Source organism: Oerskovia flava, assembly GCF_026163685.1.
GTDB lineage: Bacteria > Actinomycetota > Actinomycetes > Actinomycetales > Cellulomonadaceae > Oerskovia_A > Oerskovia_A flava.
Map to the genome: position 1 here is coordinate 37823 of NZ_JAOXSR010000011.1, position 18502 is coordinate 56324.

Genomic DNA, 18502 nt, shown 5'->3' on the forward strand with positions numbered 1-18502 from the left:
GGGCGGGTCGAGCGGGCCCGCTACTGCTGCTCGGGGAGGCCGGGGAAGGCGAGCCGCTCGCCGCCCCAGCCGACCTGGGTCGTCACGGTGTCGACGAACAGCTCGGCGACCTGCGTGCGGGTCCCGGCCGTCGCGCTCGCCGCGAGAGAGGCGTAGGTCTGGGCGAGCGACCCCTCGAGGGTGGTCGCGAGCTCGCGCGTCGGGTCGTCGGGAACCGTGTAGGCAACGCGGCGCGGGTCCTGCCCGGTGCCCGTGATCCCGGCAGCCTGCGCCCAGCCTTCCGCCCGCTGGCGATGGGTCGCGGCCAGGTCGACCGCCCGCTCGCGCACGGACCCCTCGCTCGAGGCGGCACGGACCTCGTAGGCGTAGGCGGCGGCGTCCTCCGCGACCACGACGGTGCTCAGCTCCGCAGCGCTCAGCCCACCGGGCGCGGCGTCGGGCGGGACAGGTTCTGCCTCGGACGTCGGGAGGTCGACGTCGACGAGGGTGGCCAGGTGCTGCGCCGAGACGTGCTGGGAGGCGGAGACCGACAGCAGCAGCCGGGCGAGCGGCCCGTCGGTGGTCGCGTCCGCCGACGCACGCAGCCGCAGGGACGCCTCGGCGAGCAGGAGCGCGACGTCCGGGCCGTCGGCCGCCGGTGGGGCCGAGGGTGACGGGTCGGGGGTGGGCGAGCCGCTCTGCCCGGGCTCGGGGAGGCCGGAGTCGTACGGACCACCGAGCTGCTCCGCGTGCAGCGCGGCGAAGGCGGCCACCTGCCCCAGGGCGGCCGCGAGGTCGTCGGCGTCCCCCTCCTCGGCCTCGCCCGTGTCCTCGCCGCCGTCCTGCCCGGCGGACGTCGTCGCGGAGAGCGCGGCCGCCTCGATCGCCAGCGCGTCCGTGACCGCGGCGTTGCGGATGACCTCCTCGGCGTCGGGGACCGGCTCCGACGGCGGTGCGGTCTCCACCCGTAGGCCGCATCCGGCGGCGAGGGCGGCGGCGGCGAGCGTGACGGTCGCCACGCGCAGGGCGCGGACGAGGACGTCCCCGATGCTCGGGCGCGCCTGCGCGGAGCGTGCTGAACCGTGCTCTGGTGCGCTGCGTGCCCGGTCCCGGGCGGTGCGGTGGGTGGCGGCGTCGGGAGTCATCGTGGGTGATGATGTCACGTTCGCCGGGCCTGAGTCGTTACGCTGGTTCCTGAACAACAACACACCGGTCGACATCCGTGCCCGGCGTGGTAGCCGACGGGAGAAGACACATGGCGAGGCATGCCGGCGCAGACGCGATCCGGGACCACCTGGAGCCCTTGGTCCGGGACGCGGACCTCCACCTCGAGGACGTGACGGTCACGAAGGCGGGCGCGTGGTCCGTCGTGCGCGTCGTCCTCGACCTCCCGGAGGACGCGACCGGGTCGCTCGACCTCGACGCGGTCGCCGAGGTGTCGCGGGAGATCTCCACCGCGCTCGACGCGCTCGACGTCGTCCCCGGGCAGTACACGCTCGAGGTCACCACCCCCGGGACGTCCCGCCCGCTCACCGAGACGCGGCACTTCAAGCGGGCGCGGGGCCGTCTGGTGCGGCTCGTGCGCTCGGACGGGTCCGAGCTGACCGGGCGGCTCCTGGACGTGGTGGACGACGCGCTCGTGCTCGACGGCGCACCTGCGGTGCCCGTCGCCGACGTCGTGCGCGGCGAGGTCCAGGTCGAGCTCAAGCGCGTCCACGAGGCAGACCTCGGGGACGAGAACTCCGGGGCCGACGGCTCCGACGACGAGGAGGTCTGATCGATGGACATCGACATGAGCGCGCTGCGGCTGCTCGAGCGTGAGAGGGACATCAGTCTCGACGTGCTGGTGGCCGCGATCGAGCAGGCCCTTCTCTCGGCGTACCACCGCACTCCCGACGCCTACGCCCGGGCGCGCGTCGAGCTGGACCGCAAGAGCGGGCACGTGACGGTCTGGGCCCGCGAGGAGCTGCCGCGCGAACCGGCCGAGGATGACGAGGACGAGGGCGGCTACCGGCCGCCGGCCGCGCACGGCCCGGAGTTCGACCACACGCCGGCCGACTTCGGCCGGATCGCGACCGCGACCGCGCGTCAGGTGATCGTGCAGCGTCTGCGTGACGCCGAGGACGACCAGATCCTCGGGACGTTCCGCGGCAAGGAGGGCGAGGTGCTCGCCGGGGTGATCCAGCAGGGTCGCGACCCGCGTCTGGTCCTCGTCGACGTGGGCGGTACCGAGGCCGTCCTGCCGCCGCACGAGCAGGTGCCGACGGAGGAGTACGTCCATGGCGAACGACTTCGTGCCTACGTGCTGGAGGTCGCGCGCGGGTTCAAGGGTGCGCAGATCACCCTCAGCCGGACGCACCCCAACCTGGTCCGCAAGCTCTTCGAGCTGGAGGTCCCGGAGGTCGCCGACGGGTCCGTCGAGATCACCGCGATCGCGCGCGAGGCCGGGCACCGGTCCAAGGTGGCCGTGCGGTCCCGTGTCTCCGGGCTGAACGCCAAGGGCGCCTGCATCGGCCCGATGGGCGCGCGGGTGCGTGCGGTCATGGCCGAGCTGCACGGTGAGAAGATCGACATCGTCGACCACAGCGACGAACCGGCCGAGCTCGTGGCCAACGCCCTCTCGCCGGCGCGTGTGACGTCTGTCACGATCGTCGACGCGGAGGCGCGCGCCGCCCGTGTCGTCGTGCCCGACTTCCAGCTGTCGCTCGCGATCGGCAAGGAAGGGCAGAACGCTCGGCTCGCCGCGAAGCTCACCGGGTGGCGCATCGACATCCGGTCTGACGAGGGCGGGGACGCGCACGAGGGCGACGCCGATGCCCCCGCGGAGGCAGGAGAGGGTGCCGAGAGCACCCGCGCGGACGGTATCCGGTAACGGACGGTGGGCGGGCGCGCTAGACTATCCACGACTGGGCCGCGTGCCCGGACCCCGTCGAACGACCCGTCGGGCGCGAGAGCGCCGGTACGGACGTGCGTCGGATGCCGGGAGCGCGACCTGAGGTCTGTCCTCCTCCGGCTGGTGGTGGACCGTGCCGGAACGGCGACCGACGAGCATCGACTCGTGGTCGACACCGAGCGGTCCTCGCCGGGGCGTGGCGCCTGGCTCCACCCGGAGCGACGGTGCCTCGAGACGGCAGAACGACGGCGAGCGATCCCGCGAGCCCTGCGTGTGACAGGGCCGCTCGACCTCGCCGGAGTGCGTGCCTACCTCGCCGAGACGAGTACCGACCGCTAGCACGACCGTCTGCGTCCTGGTCCCGATGACCTGGACGCCTTGCACGAGACATCGACAAGGAAGCGGGTTAGAAGCCGATGGGCACCCGATGAGTACCCAGCGATGAGCACCCAGCACTAACGACGGTCCTCCCTGTCCGGGGCGGGCCGAGACAGGAGAGTTGTGGCTAAGGTCCGCGTCTACGAGCTTGCCAAGGAGCTCGGGGTCGAGAGCAAGACCATCATGACCAAGCTGACGGAACTCGGTGAGTTCGTCCGCTCGGCATCCTCGACCATCGAACCCCCCGTGGTTCGCAAGCTGCGCGACGCCTTCCCCGCAGGGGGAGCGAGCGCGTCCGCAGCGCCCAAGAAGTCCGCACCGGTCAAGCCCGGTGCGCCCAAGCCTGCCCCGAAGGCCGCCGCGCCCGAGGCAGCACCCGCAGCACCGGAGGCGGCTCCCGCGCCGGCTGCGCCGAGCGAGCAGGCCGTGGCTCCCGCCGCCCCCGCTCCGCAGGCCCCGGCACCCCAGGCACCCGCACCTCAGGCACCGGCTGCGGCCGAGGCGACCAAGCCGGTCGACTCGCCGAAGCCCGCCGGTGCAGGTAACGCCCCGGCCCCGGGTCCGCGCCCTGCAGCGCGCCCGACGGGCGGCTCCGGTCGCCCGAGCGGCGGTTCGGGACGTCCCGGCGCTCCGCGTCCGGGCAACAACCCCTTCGCGCCCAGCCAGGGCATGCCCCGCTCCGGCGGTGCACCGCGTCCGGGCAACAACCCCTTCGCCCCGAGCCAGGGCATGCCCCGTCCGGGATCCCGGCCCGAGCGTGCCGACGCCGCGGGGAGCAACGCACCCGCCGGCGAGCGTCCGGGCGGCCCCCGTCCGGGTGGTCCCCGTCCCGCGCCCCGTCCCGGTGGCGGCCCCCGTCCCAACCCCGGCATGATGCCGGGCAAGACGTCGGTCGGTCGCCCGGGTGAGCGTCCCGCACCGGGCGGTCGCCCGGGTGGTGGCGGTCGTCCCGGTGGTGGCGGTGGCTTCGGCGGTCGTCCCGGCGGTGGCGGAGCCCCCGGTGGTGGCGGCGGTTTCGCCGGTCGTCCCGGCGGCGGTGGCCGCGGTGGCGCTGGTCGTGGGTCGACGCAGGGTGCCTTCGGGCGTGCCGGAGGGCGCCCCGTGCGCGGACGCAAGTCCAAGCGCGCGAAGCGTCAGGAGTTCGAGCAGATGCAGGCCCCCTCGCTGGGTGGCGTGCAGGTTCCCCGCGGGGACGGTGCGACCGTCGTGCGCCTGCGGCGCGGTGCGTCGCTGAGCGACTTCGCGGACAAGATCGACGCGAACCCGGCGAGCCTGGTCACGGTGCTGTTCCACCTCGGTGAGATGGCGACCGCGACGCAGTCCCTCGACGAGGACACGTTCGGCACGCTCGGTGAGGAGCTCGGCTACCGCATCGAGATGGTCTCGGCCGAGGACGAGGACCGCGAGCTGCTCGGCGGCTTCGACATCGACCTCGACGCCGAGTCGGCCGCCGAGGGCGATGAGGAGCTCGTGGCGCGGCCCCCGGTCGTCACCGTCATGGGTCACGTCGACCACGGAAAGACGCGACTGCTCGACGCGATCCGCTCGACCGACGTCGTCTCCGGCGAGGCCGGCGGCATCACGCAGCACATCGGCGCCTACCAGGTGCACCACGAGCACGAGAACGTCAACCGTGCGCTGACCTTCATCGACACCCCGGGCCACGAGGCGTTCACCGCCATGCGTGCACGTGGTGCGAAGGTCACGGACATCGCGATCCTCGTGGTCGCGGCGGACGACGGCGTGATGCCCCAGACGATCGAGGCGCTCAACCACGCCCAGGCGGCCGGTGTGCCGATCGTGGTCGCGGTCAACAAGGTCGACAAGGAGGGCTCGAACCCGGCGAAGATCCGCCAGCAGCTCACCGAGTACAACCTCGTGGCCGAGGAGTACGGCGGCGACACGATGTTCGTCGACGTCTCCGCGATCAAGAAGATGGGCATCGACGAGCTGCTCGAGGCGGTGCTCCTCACCGCGGACGCAGCCCTCGACCTGCGCGCCAACCCGAACAAGGACGCGCGTGGTGTCGCCATCGAGGCGAACCTCGACAAGGGGCGCGGCGCGGTCGCGACCGTCCTCGTCCAGTCGGGCACGCTGCGGGTCGGCGACTCGATCGTCGCCGGGACGGCCTACGGCCGCGTCCGTGCGATGTTCGACGAGCACGGCGAGACGGTCGAGGCCGCCGAGCCTGCCCGTCCGGTCCTGGTCCTCGGTCTGACCTCGGTGCCGCGCGCCGGCGACACGTTCATCGTGGCGCCCGACGACCGGACCGCGCGGCAGATCGCCGAGAAGCGGGAAGCCGCCGAGCGCGCTGCGACGCTGGCCAAGCGCCGCAAGCGCATCAGCCTCGAGGACTTCACGCAGGCTCTGCAGCAGGGCAAGGTCGAGACGCTCAACCTCGTCCTCAAGGGTGACGTCTCCGGTGCCGTCGAGGCGCTCGAGGACGCGCTGCTCAAGATCGACGTGGGCGAAGAGGTCGAGCTGCGGATCATCCACCGAGGTGTCGGTGCGATCACGCAGAACGACGTCAACCTTGCGACGGTCGACAACGCGATCATCCTCGGCTTCAACGTCAAGCCGGCCGAGCGGGTGGCCGAGCTGGCCGACCGCGAGGGCGTGGACATCCGCTACTACTCGGTCATCTACTCGGCGATCGACGACGTGGAGGCCGCGCTCAAGGGCATGCTCAAGCCCGAGTACGAGGAGGCGCAGCTCGGTACGGCCGAGGTGCGCGAGGTGTTCCGCTCCTCGAAGTTCGGCAACATCGCCGGTTCGATCGTTCGCTCCGGCGAGATCCGCCGCAACACCAAGGCCCGCGTCCTGCGCGACGGTGTCGTCATCGGCGACAACCTCACGATCGAGTCGCTCAAGCGGTTCAAGGACGACGCCACCGAGGTCCGCGAGGGCTTCGAGTGCGGTATCGGCCTCGGTTCGTTCAACAACGTCCAGGTGGGCGACACCATCGAGACGTTCGAGATGCGGGAGAAGCCCCGCTCCTGAGGTCCCTGTGGCCCGGGGTGAGCCGACGGCTCACCCCGGGCCACACCTCTCTTCGCGTCCTCCCACCAGATCCCTGCCACCCGCCGCCACCCGTCGTTCTCGGAGGGCCCGGTCCTCCGCCGTCGGCTCTCCGACCTGGCGGGCGCGGCCGGTGTGCGGTCGTCGGACGGGATCGATCGAAAGGAAGTAGCCATGGTCGACCACCCCCGGGCTCGCAAGCTCGCCGATCGCATCAAGGTGATCGTCGCGCAGATGCTCGACACCCGGATCAAGGACCCGCGTCTCGGGTTCGTCACCGTCACCGACGTGCGTGTCACCGGTGACCTGCAGAACGCCTCGGTGTTCTACACGGTCTACGGTGACGACGAGGAGCGGGCCGGCACCGCCGCAGCGCTCGAGAGCGCCAAGGGCATCATCCGCTCCGAGGTCGGCAAGCAGACCGGCATCCGGCTGACCCCGACCCTCGAGTTCCACCTCGACTCCGTCCCGGAGACCGCGGCCCACCTCGACGCCGCGCTCCTCGAGGCGCGTCGCCGTGACGCCGAGCTCGCCGCGCTCCGCGACTCCGCGCAGTACGCCGGCGACGAGGACCCGTACCGCAAGCCGGGCGACGACACCGACGAGAACTGATGCCTGTGGGCGGGATGGTGGCGGGAATCCGGCGACGGATTCCCGCCACCATCCCGCCCACAGCGCTGGAGGGGGAGTGATGAGGAGCGAATCGACGTCAGCGCGTCGGCCTGCGGCTCCCGACGGGCTGGTCGTGGTCGACAAGCCGGCCGGTTGGACGAGCCACGACGTCGTCGGGCGGATGCGCCGGCTGGCCGGGACGCGCAAGGTCGGCCACGCCGGCACGCTCGACCCCATGGCCACCGGCGTCCTCGTGCTCGGCGTGGGACGGGCGACCAAGCTGCTCACCTACGTCGTGGGTGCCGACAAGGAGTACGCGGCGACCGTCCGCCTCGGGGTCACCACGAGCACCGACGACGCGGAGGGGGAGGTCCTCTCCCGCACCGACGCGAGCGAGGTGTCGACCGACGCCCTCGAGGCCGGCGTACGACGCCTCACCGGTGAGATCCAGCAGGTCCCGAGCGCGGTGAGCGCGATCAAGGTCGACGGGCGCCGCGCCTACGCCCGGGTCCGGGACGGTGAGGACGTCGAGCTGCCCGCGCGCCCGGTGACGGTCGCGCGCTTCACGGTCCTCGACGTGCGCCGCACGTCCGACGCCGGGTCCCCGGTCGTCGACGTGGACGTCACCGTGGTCTGCTCCTCCGGGACGTACGTGCGCGCGCTCGCCCGCGACCTGGGTGCGGGCCTCGGCGTCGGGGGCCACCTCACGGCGCTGCGACGCACCCGCGTGGGCGGGCACGGGATCGACACCGCGCGCACGCTCGACGAGCTGGCGGAGCAGGTCGAGCAGGACGGGGTGCTGCGCACGATCCCGCTCGCCGTCGCCGCGCGCGCGATCCTGCCGGTGCGCGAGCTCACGCAGGACGAGGCGCGGGCGCTGTCCTACGGGCAGCGGATCGCGCCCTCGGAGCAGGACGGGCCGACGGCGGCGCTCGGCCCGGACGGCGACCTCGTGGCGGTCGTCGAGAACGCCCGTCGCGCGGGCGAGGACCAGGCGCGCCCGGTCCTGGTGCTCGCCCCGGCCTGAGCGGCGATGCCGGGCCATCGCGTCGGACGTGGCAGGCTTGTCCGCGGCGCGCACCCGCGGCGCCTGACCACCGACGCCGCGCCGGTCGCGCCGGTCACCGGGCTTCGGCCCCTGTCGTCACGAGGAGTACGTGTGCACCTGTGGACGGACCTGGATCAGGTGCCGCCGTCGTTCGGTCCGTCGGTCGTGACGATCGGCAACTTCGACGGCGTGCACCGTGGCCACGCCGAGGTGCTCGGCCGGATCGTGCGCCTGGCGGCCGACCAGGGTGCCCGACCTGTGGCCGTGACGTTCCACCCGCACCCGGCGGCGGTCCACCGCCCCGACAGCGCGCCCGAGCTCATCACGGGCATCGCCGACCGGGTGGAGCTGCTCGCCGCGACGGGCCTGGACGCGATCCTTCTCCTGGAGTACACCCTCGACCTCGCCCGGCAGACCCCGGAGGAGTTCGTGGAGCGCTACCTCGTGCGTGGGCTGCGGGCGCGGTGGGTCGTGGTGGGGCACGACGTGCGCTTCGGGCGCGACAACACGGGCACGCTCGAGACGATGGTCAGCCTGGGGGAGCGGTACGGCTTCGAGGTGCTGGCGATCGACGACATCGGCGAGGACGCCGCACAGGCGGCGGGCCGGGACGCGGCGCACCACGCGCGCTGGTCCTCCACGGGCGTCCGAGCACTGCTCGCCGAGGGGGACGTGCGCGCCGCGGCGGAGGTCCTGGGTCGTGACCACCGGGTCCGGGGCACCGTGGTGCACGGGGACGCGCGGGGCCGGGAGCTCGGCTTCCCGACCGCGAACCTCGGCGCGGTCTCGGGCATGATCCCTGCCGACGGTGTGTACGCGGGCCGGCTCGTGCGCCCCCAGCTCGCCGCCGCGGATCCGCAGCACCCCGACGTGCGCCTGCCCGCGGCGGTCTCGATCGGCACGAACCCGACGTTCGACGGCGCCGAGCGCCGCGTCGAGGCCTACGTGCTCGACCGGACGGACCTCGACCTGTACGACGAGGAGGTCGTGGTGGAGCTCGTCGAGCGCCTGCGTCCCACGGTCCGCTTCGAGGGCATGGAGCCGCTGATCGTGCAGATGCACGACGACGTGGCGCGCGCGCGGCAGATCCTCGCTGCCGGTCCGGAGGCCGGGGCCGCGTCGTGACCGGCGACGCTCCGGTGCTGCAGGCGGTCTCGCTGCGGGTCGGGTACGGCGACGTGCAGGTCTGCGCGCCGGTCGACCTCAGCCTCGCGGCGGGGGAGCTGCTCGCGGTGGTCGGCCCGAACGGGAGCGGGAAGTCCACCCTGCTGCGTGCGCTGCTGGGACTCCTCGAGCCGCTCGGTGGCCGGGTGACCGCGTTCGGCCGGGAGGTCGACGAGCGGCAGCCCGCCTTCCGTGCCCGGGTCGCCGGGGTGCTCGACGACGACGCGTACTTCCCTGCGCTGACGGTGCGCGAGCACCTGGTGCTCACCGCGCGAGGGCACGGCGTGCCGCGCGCGGGCGCGGTCGTCGACGGGCTGCTGGACCGCTTCGGGCTCAGCGACCACGCGCACGCGATCCCGACGTCGTTGTCGTCCGGGCAGCGGCGCCGCCTGCTGCTGGCCGCGGGGTTCGCGCGTCCGCGCGAGCTGCTCGTGCTCGATGAGCCCGAGCAGCGCCTCGACCCCGCGATGCGCACGGACCTGGCGCGGCTCCTCGTCGACGAGGCGCGGTCGGGCGTCGCCGTCCTCTTCGCGACGCACGACCAGGGCACCGCGCCCCTGGACCCCGAGCCCCAGGACCCACACCCGGGCGACCCTCGCGGGCCGCTGCCCCGGCTCGTCGCCGACCCGCGCGAGCAGCTCACGACGGGTGAGCTGCGTGCGCTGACGCGGGCCGCCGCCGTGGCGCGGTCCGGGGCCGGCGGGCTGCAGCTGCTGACCGAGGTCGGGTACGTCGTGGTCTCCGTCGTCCTGGCGGCGGGTCTCCTCCTCGGCGTGTCCGGCATGGCACGCGACGTGCTGGTCGCACCGGTCACTCCGACGCAGGCCGTCCTCGCACCGGGCACCGTCCAGCTGCTCGCGACGCTCGCGGTGCTCGCCCTCGGCGCCGGGCTCGCGGTGCGGCTCGGCCCGCTCGGGGTCTCGAGCGCGGGGGTGCGGTGGTGGGTATCGACACCCGTCGACCGTCGAGGGCTGCTGCGCGCGAGCTGGTGGCGCGCCGTCGCGCTCGGGGTGGTCGCGGGCGCTGCCGCGCTCGCGCTCGTCGCGCAGGTCTCCGGTGCCGGCCCGGGGCAGACCCTCGCGGACGCCGCGCTCGGTGCCGCCGCGGGACTGGTGGTCGTGGCGGGAGCGGGGCTCGTCCAGCCCTCCGCCGCCGTGGCCGCAGCCACGATCCGGGTAGCCGACGTCGCACTGGCCACGGTCCCCGTGCTGGGTGGGCTGCTCGTGGTGACGGGTGCGGCCGCCCGGGCGAGCCTCCCGACCTCTCCGCTGCTCGTCGTGGCGCTCGCGGCGGCAGGGAGTGCGCTCGCGGTCCGGTGGTCCGCCCGGACGGACCTCGGTGCGGGCATGCTGCGCGCCCGCAGCGCCGTCGCCGACCACACGGGCGGCGCGGCCCTCTCGCTCGACGTGCGGGAGCTCGGTCGCGCGCTGGGCCGCGCCGACCGACCGGCCCGACGGTCGCGGTCGGCGGCGTTCGGGTGGGTGGGCGGGCCCGTCGGGGTGCTCCTCGCCGCGGACGGCGCGCTCCTGCTGCGCTCGCCGGCGGCGCTCGCCCAGGTCGTCGGGCTCGGCACGCTGCTGCTCGTCGCGCAGCAGCTCCCGGCCTTCACGGGTGGTCCTGTGCTCCTGCTGCTGGTCCTCGCGGTCGCGGGGCGGGCGGCCCAGGTCGCCGCGGGCGGGGCGCGGTCGGCGGAGCTGGTGCCCGCCCTCGACGCCCTGCTCCCGCTCGGAGCCCGCGCGACCCGCCTCGCGCGGACGGTCTGGCCGGCCGCCGCCGCGCTCGTCACCCTGGTGGTCGGGACGGTGCCGCTCGCGACAGCAGGGGCCGGGACCGAACCGCTGTGGTTCGCCCTCGCCGTCCCGGCCGCGGCGGTCCTGGGCGCGGCCGCGGTGCGTGCGGCCTACCGCCGGCCCCCGAACTGGGCGGGTCCGCTGCTGGCGACCCCGGCGGGTGGCGTGCCGATGGGGGCCCTGTCGCTCGTGACCCACGGGCCGGACCTCGCACTGCTCGGCACGCTGCCGCTCGCCGCGGCGGTCCTCGTGGGCACGCCGACGTGGACGGTCGTCGGCGTGCAGGTCGCGCTCGCCGCGGTCGCTCTCGTGGTGGCCTCGCGCGTGCGCGCGGTCGGGTCCGGGGGATGACCAGGACGTCGCGGTGCGGAGCCCGGAAAGAGGGCTGAGAGCCGGGCCTGGTAGGGTGGAGCCGCCGTCTGAACGGCCGCGGACCGTAGAGCCCAGGTGAACAAGCCCTGGCGCGCCGCGCAACGACACCACAAGGAGAGCCGTGCCCCTCGACACTGCCACGAAGCAGCGCATCATGACCGAGTACGCCACGAGCGAGGGCGACACCGGTTCGCCCGAGGTCCAGATCGCGATGCTCACGCAGCGCATCAAGGACCTCACCGAGCACCTCAAGGAGCACAAGCACGACCACCACAGCCGTCGTGGCCTGCTCCTCCTGGTCGGCCAGCGTCGCCGTCTCCTCGGCTACCTGCAGAAGGTCGACATCACCCGCTACCGCAGCCTGATCGAGCGTCTCGGTCTGCGCCGCTGACTTTCCCGGTTCCAGCCCGGTCCCCCCGGGGACCGGGCTGGTCTGGTCTGATGTACCCGTAAGAAACACCACCGCGCCGCCGGCCTCTCGTTCGGTCCTCGGTAGTGGCTCACGGACCCCGCAGGCGCGGGACGCCGTGGACCTCGATCGAAGACCGCCGAGCGTCGAGCGCGATCCGCAGTCCGTCCCGGCAGGTGCCGGACGGGCACGGACCGGTTGCCTCGACAAGGCACCGATCGGCGGCGCTCCGACAGACAGGAGGGCACCCGTGGAGGGTCCCGAGATCCAGTTCACCGAAGCCGTCATCGACAACGGGCGCTTCGGCACCCGTACCGTCCGGTTCGAGACCGGGCGCCTCGCCCGCCAGGCCGCCGGCTCCGCCGCGGCCTACCTCGACGGCGAGACCATGCTGCTGTCGGCCACGACGGCCGGCAAGCACCCCAAGGAGCACTTCGACTTCTTCCCCCTGACGGTGGACGTCGAGGAGCGGATGTACGCCGCGGGCCGCATCCCCGGCTCGTTCTTCCGTCGCGAGGGTCGGCCCTCGACCGACGCGATCCTCGCGTGCCGTCTCATCGACCGTCCGCTGCGCCCGACGTTCGTCAAGGGCCTGCGCAACGAGGTCCAGGTCGTCATCACGGTCCTCGCGATCCACCCCGACGACGCCTACGACACGCTGGCGATCAACGCGGCGTCGCTGTCCACGCAGCTCTCGGGCCTGCCGTTCTCCGGCCCCATCGGCGGTGTGCGCATCGCCCTCATCGACGGCCAGTGGGTCGCGTTCCCCAAGTACTCCGACAAGGAGCGCGCGGTCTTCGACATGGTCGTGGCCGGGCGCGTCGTCGGGGACGACGTCGCGATCATGATGGTCGAGGCCGAGGCCACCGACAACTCGTGGAACCTCATCAAGAACGAGGGTGTGCAGGCACCGACCGAGCAGGTCGTCGCCGAGGGCCTCGAGGCCTCCAAGCCGTTCATCAAGGCGCTGTGCGACGCGCAGGCCGCGCTCGCCGCCCAGGCTGCCAAGCCGGTCCAGGAGTTCCCGCGCTTCCTCGACTACGAGGACGACGCGTACGCGGCCGTCGAGGCCGAGGTCTCCGCGGACCTGCGCACGGCGCTCACCGTCGCCGACAAGCAGGACCGCGAGAACCGTCTCGACGAGATCAAGAACGAGATGGTCGGCAAGCTCCAGGCCGGCTTTGACGGTCGCGAGAAGGAGCTCTCCGCCGCCTACCGCGCGGTCCAGAAGCAGCTCATCCGCCAGCGTGTGCTGAGCGACGGCGTGCGCATCGACGGTCGTGGGCTCGCGGACATCCGCACCCTCTCGGCCGAGGTCGAGGTCCTGCCCCGCGTGCACGGCTCGGCGATCTTCGAGCGCGGCGAGACGCAGATCATGGGCGTCACCACGCTCAACATGCTCCGCATGGAGCAGCAGATCGACTCGCTCGGCCCCGAGACGCGCAAGCGCTACATGCACAACTACAACTTCCCGCCGTACTCGACCGGTGAGACCGGCCGCGTGGGCAGCCCCAAGCGCCGCGAGATCGGTCACGGGGCGCTCGCCGAGCGTGCGCTCACGCCGGTGCTGCCGAGCCGCGAGGAGTTCCCCTACGCGATCCGCCAGGTCTCCGAGGCGCTCGGGTCCAACGGGTCCACGTCGATGGGTTCGGTCTGCGCCTCGACGCTCTCGCTGCTCAACGCGGGTGTGCCCCTCAAGGCGCCGGTCGCCGGCATCGCGATGGGCCTCATCTCGGACACGGTCGACGGTGAGACGCGCTACGCCGCCCTCACGGACATCCTCGGTGCCGAGGACGCGTTCGGCGACATGGACTTCAAGGTCGCCGGGACGCGTGAGTTCGTCACGGCCATCCAGCTCGACACGAAGCTCGACGGCATCCCGGCGTCGGTGCTCGCCGGTGCGCTGACCCAGGCGCACGACGCCCGGCTCACGATCCTCGACGTCCTCGCCGAGGCCATCGACGTGCCGGACGAGATGAGCCCCAACGCGCCGCGCGTCATCGCGGTCAAGGTCCCCGTGGACAAGATCGGCGAGGTCATCGGCCCCAAGGGCAAGATGATCAACCAGATCCAGGAGGAGACCGGCGCGGACATCTCCATCGAGGACGACGGCACCGTCTACATCGGTGCGACCGACGGTCCGTCGGCCGAGGCCGCGCGCGCCGCGATCAACGCGATCGCCAACCCGCACGTCCCCGAGGTCGGCGAGCGCTTCGTCGGCACGGTCGTCAAGACGACGTCGTTCGGCGCGTTCATCTCGCTCTCCCCGGGCAAGGACGGGCTGCTGCACATCAGCCAGATCCGCAAGCTCGTGGGTGGCAAGCGCGTCGAGAACGTCGAGGACGTCCTGGGCATCGGCCAGAAGGTCCAGGTCGAGATCGGTGAGGTCGACCCGCGCGGGAAGCTCTCGCTGCACGCCGTCGTCGAGGAGACCGAGACGCCGGCCGACGCGTCGGCCGAGGCCTCCTCGGACGCCTGACGTGCCCTGGACGCTTCCGCTGGTCCCTGCGGGGACACCTGCTGGTGAGCTCGCCGCCGGGCAGGACGGGACGACGATCCGTCGTTCCGTCCTGCCCGGCGGGGTCCGGGTCCTCACCGAGACGATGCCGGGCCAGCGCTCGGCGACCGTCGGGGCCTGGGTGGGGGTCGGCTCGCGCGACGAGACCGACGGCCACTTCGGCTCCACCCACTTCCTCGAGCACCTGCTCTTCAAGGGCACGGCGCGCCGTAGCGCCATGGACATCGCCGAGGCGTTCGACGCCGTCGGGGGAGAGGCGAACGCCGCCACCGGCAAGGAGCACACCTGCTACTACGCCCGGGTGCTCGACTCCGACCTGCCGATGGCGGTCGACGTCATCACGGACATGGTCACCTCGGCGCGGCTCGACCCGGACGAGCTCGAGACCGAGCGGGGCGTGATCCTCGAAGAGCTCGCCATGAACGACGACGACCCGACGGACGTCGTGCACGAGGAGTTCTCGGCCGCGGTCCTCGCCGGGCACGCGCTCGGGCGTCCCATCGGCGGTACCCCGGCCACGATCACCGCGGTCCCGCGCGACGCCGTCTGGGAGCACTACCGCTGGCACTACCGGCCCGAGACGCTGGTCGTCGCCGCGGCGGGCGGGGTCGACCACGACGCGCTGTGCGCGCAGGTGGCCTCCGCGCTGACCGACGGCGGGTGGGACCTCGATCCCGCGGGTGTCCCGCGCGCGCGCCGGGACGTCGCCGACGTGGTCGGGGTCGGTCTCGAAGGGGTCGAGCTCACCGTGCGCCGCACGGTCGAGCAGGCCAACGTGATCATCGGCGGCACAGGGCTGTCGGCGACCGACGAGCGCCGGTTCACGCTGTCGGTGCTGAGCGCGGTGCTCGGCGGCGGCATGAGCTCGCGGCTCTTCCAGGAGATCCGCGAGAAGCGGGGCCTGGCCTACTCGACGTACTCGTTCGCCTCCGGTCACGGTGGCGTCGGGACCTTCGGCCTGTACGCCGGGTGCGCGCCGTCCAAGGTCGACCAGGTGACCACCCTGCTGTCCGACGAGCTGGAGAAGCTCGCGCACGGGGGCATCACCGACGCCGAGCTCGAGCGCAGCGTCGGGCAGCTCTCCGGTGGTCTGGTGCTGGGCCTGGAGGACTCCGGCTCGCGGATGAGCAGGCTGGGCAAGTCCGAGCTGGTCTACGGCGAGCTGCTGAGCGTCGAGGAGTCGCTCGAGCGCATCCGTGCGGTGACGTCCCACGACGTGCAGAAGCTGGCTGGCGAGCTCGCCTCGCGTCCCCGCTCGACCGTGCGGGTCGGCCCGTTCGGCGACTGAGCGGCACGGCCCGGGTCCTGGGCGGCGGGGTGCAGCCGATAGGCTGGCGGGCGTGAACGCGCGCGACGAGAACCAGACGACCACCCCGGGCGGGTCCGCTCACCCGGCCGCACCGGACCTCCCGCCGCAGCCGGGCGGCGAGCCCGCCCGGCGCGTGAAGGTGGCGGTCCTGGGTGCCGCCGGACGGATGGGTGCGACCGTGTGCGCGGCCGTGGAGGCGGCACACGACCTCGAGCTCGTCGCACGGCTCGACGCCGGCGACGAGGTCGGCGCGGCCACGCTGGGCGGTGCGGACGTCGCGGTGGACTTCACCGTCCCGGCATCGACCGAGGCCAACGTGCACGCACTGCTGGACGCGGGTGTCCACGCCGTGGTGGGCACGACGGGCTGGACGGACGAGAGCCGCGGTCGCGTCGTCGAGCACCTCGAGGCGATCGCCGCCCGGGGGACCGCCCTCGGTGTCCTCATCGCCCCGAACTTCGGCCTGTCGGCCGTGCTTGCGATGACGTTCGCGGCCAAGGCGGCCCGCTACTTCGAGTCGGCCGAGGTCGTCGAGCTCCACCACCCCGACAAGGTCGACGCGCCGTCGGGCACGGCCCGGCACACCGCCGCGGCGATCGCCGCCGCCCGCGCGCAGGCGGGCCTCGGGCCGGTCCCGGACGCGACCGAGTCCGGCTTTGACGCGCGCGGTGCCGACGTGGACGGGGTGCGGATCCACGCCGTGCGTCTGCGGGGTCTGGTCGCGCACGAGGAGATCCTCTTCGGGAACGCCGGCGAGCAGCTCGTCATCCGGCAGGACTCGTTCGACCGGGCCTCGTTCATGCCGGGTGTGCTGCTCGGGATCCGTGAGGTCTCGCAGCGTCCCGGCCTGACGGTCGGACTCGAGCACGTGATGGACCTCGGGTGAGCGCTCGGACCGGTCGCTGCCGGACGGGGGAGAGAGCATGAGGAAGGGCCTGGTCGGCGCGCTCCTCGTGACCGTGCTGCTGGGGCTCTACCTCTGGCAGGTCGCGGGCCGCGCGGTGGCGCTGATCTCCACCGGCGAGCCGGTCGCGGTGCTCATCGGCCTCGCCGTGCTCGCGCTCCCGCTGCTGGCGGTCGGGCTGCTCGCCCGCGAGTTCCTCCTGGCCGCGAGCGTCCAGCGGATGGCGGACACCCTCGCCGCACAGGGGGCGCTGCCGGTCGACGACCTGCCACGCTCGCCCGGGGGCCGGATCGACCGTGCGGCCGCCGACGAGGCGTTCGGGCCCTACCGGGCGGCCGTCGAGGCGGAGCCGGACGACTGGGCGGCGTGGTACCGCCTGGCCTTCGCGTACGACGCCGCGGGCGACCGCAAGCGCGCCCGCGGCGCCCTGCGTCGGGCGTCGGCCCTGCACCGCGCCGCGGGCCGCGCTGCGCGCGGCTGACCGCCCGCAGCGGGTCAGATCTGGGCGTACCAGCGGCGTTCGACGACGTCGCGGACGCCGGTCGCCAGCGAGCGCTCGGTGCCGTCGGGGCCCAGCCCCGCCCCGGAGAGGAACTGTGCACGGGCGTCGTCGCCGTCGAGCACCCAGGCCGTCAGCTGCTCGGCGCCGTCCTGGCGCAGCCGGTCGACGGCGGCGGACAGCAGCCGGGAGCCGTGACCACTGCGCTGGTGGCCCGGGCTCACCTCGAGCGCGACAAGCTGGCCGGGACCGACCGCTGCGAAACCGACGATCTGCGGCCCGGCGAGCGCGACGAGCACCGCGAACCCGGGGCCCGGGGGAGCGGTGATCGCGGTCGACCACTGTGCGCGCATGCGGTCGGTGTCGAGGGAGTCGAGGACGTCGTCGCGCAGGACGTCGGTGTGCGCGGTGCGCCACGCCTCGACCTGGATCGCCGTGATCGCGACGTCGTCGCCCTCGACGGCCGGTCGGACGGAGACGTCGGCGGTCTCGCGGAACAGTGCCATCCGGCGACCCTACCCCCAGCCGAGCGCGCGCAGCCCGGCCGCGGTGGCGGCTGCGAGCACGACGACCACGATGAACGGTGCGCGCAGGGCGAGCGCGACGGCGGCGACCGCGAGCGCGGGCAGGCGGGCGTCGACGACGATCGCCTGCCCGGCGCCGAGGGTCTGGACCGTGACGAGCGCGGCGAGCAGCGAGGCCGTGACCATGGCGGCCGTGCGGGCGACGCGCTCGTCCGCGAGCCAGTGCTCGGGGACCAGGTGGCCGGCGAGCTTGAGGGCGAAGCAGAGGGCGGACGCTGCGAGGACGACGAACCACACGGTGGTCGGGGACATCAGGACTCTTCCTGCGGGGTGCGGCCGTGTCGGCGGCCGGTGAGCGCCCCGATGACGATGGCGACGGCGGCCGCCGCGAGCACGGGCACCCCGCCGGGTGCGACGGGGATGAGGGCGGCGGCGACGACGACTGCCGCGGCGGCGGTGAGCTGCATGGCACGGGTGGCGAGGCGGGGCCAGAGCAGCGCGAGGAACGCGGCGGAGGCCGCGGCGTCGAGCCCCCAGGCCGCGGGGTCACCGAGCGCGTCGCCGGCGAGCGCGCCGGCGAGCGTCATGAGGTTCCACAGGACGAAGATCCCGACGCCGGTCCACCAGAACCCGGCGCGTGCGGCGCGCCGCGATCGCTGGGCGGTCGCGACCGCCGTCGACTCGTCGATGGTCACGTGCGCGGCGAGGACCTTGCGCCAGCGGTCCAGCGCCAGGACCGGCCCGAGCTGCGCGCCGTAGAGCGTGTTGCGGACGCCGAGCAGGCCGGCGGTGGCCACGGCGGCGCCCGGTGTGCCGCCGGCGCCGATGACACCGATGAGCGCGAACTGCGACCCGCCGGAGAACATGAGCAGGCTCAGGGCCATCGTCTGGAGGACGTCGAGACCGGCGACGACCGACAGCGCCCCGAACGAGATGCCGTAGAGCCCGGTCGCGACCGAGACGGAGACCGCCTGCCGGACGGCGGCGCGGACCTCGAGCGCCTGGGCGTCGGCCGCGGCCTGCGCGGCGGCGGCCGTGATCTCCTGCGGTGCCGTCGAGCCGGCCCTCTCCTCTGGCACCGCGCC

17 protein-coding genes are annotated in these 18502 nt (G+C 73.6%); 13 read left to right on the plus strand and 4 right to left on the minus strand.

Annotated elements, in window-relative coordinates; translation table 11 throughout:
- Positions 1–20: 20 nt before the first annotated feature.
- A complete protein-coding gene (locus OHL10_RS16155; RefSeq protein ID WP_265523261.1) occupies positions 21–1124 on the minus strand; it encodes a DUF4439 domain-containing protein in 1104 nt (367 codons plus the stop codon).
- A gap of 110 nt (positions 1125–1234) precedes the next feature.
- Between OHL10_RS16155 and OHL10_RS16160 the strand changes: the two genes are divergently transcribed.
- The 13 genes from OHL10_RS16160 to OHL10_RS16220 all read left to right on the plus strand — a co-directional run bounded on the left by OHL10_RS16160 (position 1235) and on the right by OHL10_RS16220 (position 16875).
- Positions 1235–1756: a ribosome maturation factor RimP gene (locus OHL10_RS16160; RefSeq protein ID WP_265523262.1), complete on the plus strand. Its 522-nt coding sequence runs from the start codon at positions 1235–1237 to the stop codon at positions 1754–1756.
- Between the two features lie 3 nt (positions 1757–1759).
- Positions 1760–2851, plus strand: a complete 1092-nt coding sequence (gene nusA, locus OHL10_RS16165) for a transcription termination factor NusA (protein ID WP_265523263.1) — start codon at positions 1760–1762, stop codon at positions 2849–2851.
- 147 nt (positions 2852–2998) lie between these two features.
- The gene (locus tag OHL10_RS18740; protein WP_425499027.1) at positions 2999–3211 is read left to right on the plus strand and encodes a YlxR family protein; all 213 of its coding nucleotides are present in this window, start codon (positions 2999–3001) and stop codon (positions 3209–3211) included.
- A gap of 162 nt (positions 3212–3373) precedes the next feature.
- The gene (gene infB, locus OHL10_RS16175; protein WP_265523265.1) at positions 3374–6250 is read left to right on the plus strand and encodes a translation initiation factor IF-2; all 2877 of its coding nucleotides are present in this window, start codon (positions 3374–3376) and stop codon (positions 6248–6250) included.
- Positions 6251–6442: 192 nt separating this feature from the next.
- A complete protein-coding gene (gene rbfA / locus OHL10_RS16180) occupies positions 6443–6880 on the plus strand; it encodes a 30S ribosome-binding factor RbfA (protein ID WP_265523266.1) in 438 nt (145 codons plus the stop codon).
- Between the two features lie 79 nt (positions 6881–6959).
- The gene (truB, locus tag OHL10_RS16185) at positions 6960–7907 is read left to right on the plus strand and encodes a tRNA pseudouridine(55) synthase TruB (protein ID WP_265523267.1); all 948 of its coding nucleotides are present in this window, start codon (positions 6960–6962) and stop codon (positions 7905–7907) included.
- Between the two features lie 132 nt (positions 7908–8039).
- On the plus strand, positions 8040–9053 hold the full coding sequence (locus OHL10_RS16190; RefSeq protein WP_265523268.1) for a bifunctional riboflavin kinase/FAD synthetase: 1014 nt from the start codon (positions 8040–8042) through the stop codon (positions 9051–9053).
- Complete coding sequence (locus OHL10_RS16195) at positions 9050–11233, plus strand: DUF6297 family protein (protein ID WP_265523269.1); 2184 nt, start codon at positions 9050–9052, stop codon at positions 11231–11233. The genes OHL10_RS16190 and OHL10_RS16195 overlap by 4 nt, the downstream gene beginning before the upstream one ends.
- A gap of 142 nt (positions 11234–11375) precedes the next feature.
- Positions 11376–11645, plus strand: a complete 270-nt coding sequence (rpsO, locus tag OHL10_RS16200; RefSeq protein WP_265523270.1) for a 30S ribosomal protein S15 — start codon at positions 11376–11378, stop codon at positions 11643–11645.
- Positions 11646–11913: 268 nt separating this feature from the next.
- Complete coding sequence (locus OHL10_RS16205) at positions 11914–14142, plus strand: polyribonucleotide nucleotidyltransferase (protein ID WP_265523271.1); 2229 nt, start codon at positions 11914–11916, stop codon at positions 14140–14142.
- 1 nt (position 14143) lies between these two features.
- Positions 14144–15469 (plus strand): M16 family metallopeptidase, encoded by a 1326-nt coding sequence (locus OHL10_RS16210; protein ID WP_265523272.1) that lies wholly within the window; start codon positions 14144–14146, stop codon positions 15467–15469.
- A gap of 154 nt (positions 15470–15623) precedes the next feature.
- On the plus strand, positions 15624–16376 hold the full coding sequence (gene dapB, locus OHL10_RS16215) for a 4-hydroxy-tetrahydrodipicolinate reductase (RefSeq protein ID WP_265523388.1): 753 nt from the start codon (positions 15624–15626) through the stop codon (positions 16374–16376).
- A gap of 37 nt (positions 16377–16413) precedes the next feature.
- A complete protein-coding gene (locus tag OHL10_RS16220) occupies positions 16414–16875 on the plus strand; it encodes a tetratricopeptide repeat protein (protein ID WP_265523273.1) in 462 nt (153 codons plus the stop codon).
- Positions 16876–16889: 14 nt separating this feature from the next.
- On the opposite strand, the gene OHL10_RS16225 is transcribed toward OHL10_RS16220, so the two are convergent.
- Genes OHL10_RS16225 through OHL10_RS16235 form a run of 3 tightly spaced genes read right to left on the minus strand, consistent with a single transcriptional unit; the run spans position 16890 to position 18457 of the window.
- Entirely contained in the window at positions 16890–17399 is a 510-nt protein-coding gene (locus OHL10_RS16225) for a GNAT family N-acetyltransferase (RefSeq protein WP_265523274.1), read from the minus strand.
- Between the two features lie 9 nt (positions 17400–17408).
- Positions 17409–17729 carry an AzlD domain-containing protein gene (locus OHL10_RS16230; RefSeq protein ID WP_265523275.1) on the minus strand — a complete coding sequence of 107 codons (321 nt, stop codon included), beginning with the start codon at positions 17727–17729 and terminating at the stop codon, positions 17409–17411.
- Positions 17729–18457 (minus strand): AzlC family ABC transporter permease, encoded by a 729-nt coding sequence (locus OHL10_RS16235; protein ID WP_265523389.1) that lies wholly within the window; start codon positions 18455–18457, stop codon positions 17729–17731. Before OHL10_RS16235 ends, OHL10_RS16230 begins: the two co-directional genes overlap by 1 nt.
- Between the last annotated feature and the right edge of the window lie 45 nt (positions 18458–18502).